We start from the raw sequence: 349 nt of genomic DNA, 5'->3' as shown, positions 1-349 counted from the left end.
TAAGCGATGATCTTAGCAACAACACCAGCACCAACTGTACGGCCACCTTCACGGATAGCGAAACGTAGACCTTCGTCCATCGCGATTGGGCAGATTAGAGTAACAACCATCTTGATGTTGTCACCAGGCATTACCATTTCAACGCCTTCTGGCAGCTCGATAGTACCGGTTACGTCAGTTGTACGGAAGTAGAACTGTGGACGGTAGCCCTTGAAGAATGGAGTGTGACGACCACCTTCTTCTTTTGACAGTACGTATACTTCTGATTCGAACTGAGTGTGTGGAGTGATTGAACCAGGCTGAGCCAGTACTTGACCACGCTCAACTTCATCACGCTTAGTACCACGTA

General features: G+C 48.4%; 1 pseudogene. It reads right to left on the bottom strand.

Features of this window, described 5'->3' with window-relative positions:
- Nucleotides 1-349 (bottom strand): annotated as a pseudogene (gene tuf / locus DB48_RS19565) (elongation factor Tu); the annotation flags it as partial.

Origin of the sequence: Shewanella sp. cp20 (assembly GCF_000832025.1) — a bacterium.
Taxonomy (GTDB): domain Bacteria; phylum Pseudomonadota; class Gammaproteobacteria; order Enterobacterales; family Shewanellaceae; genus Shewanella.
This window is presented reverse-complemented; position numbering and strand designations above follow the sequence as displayed.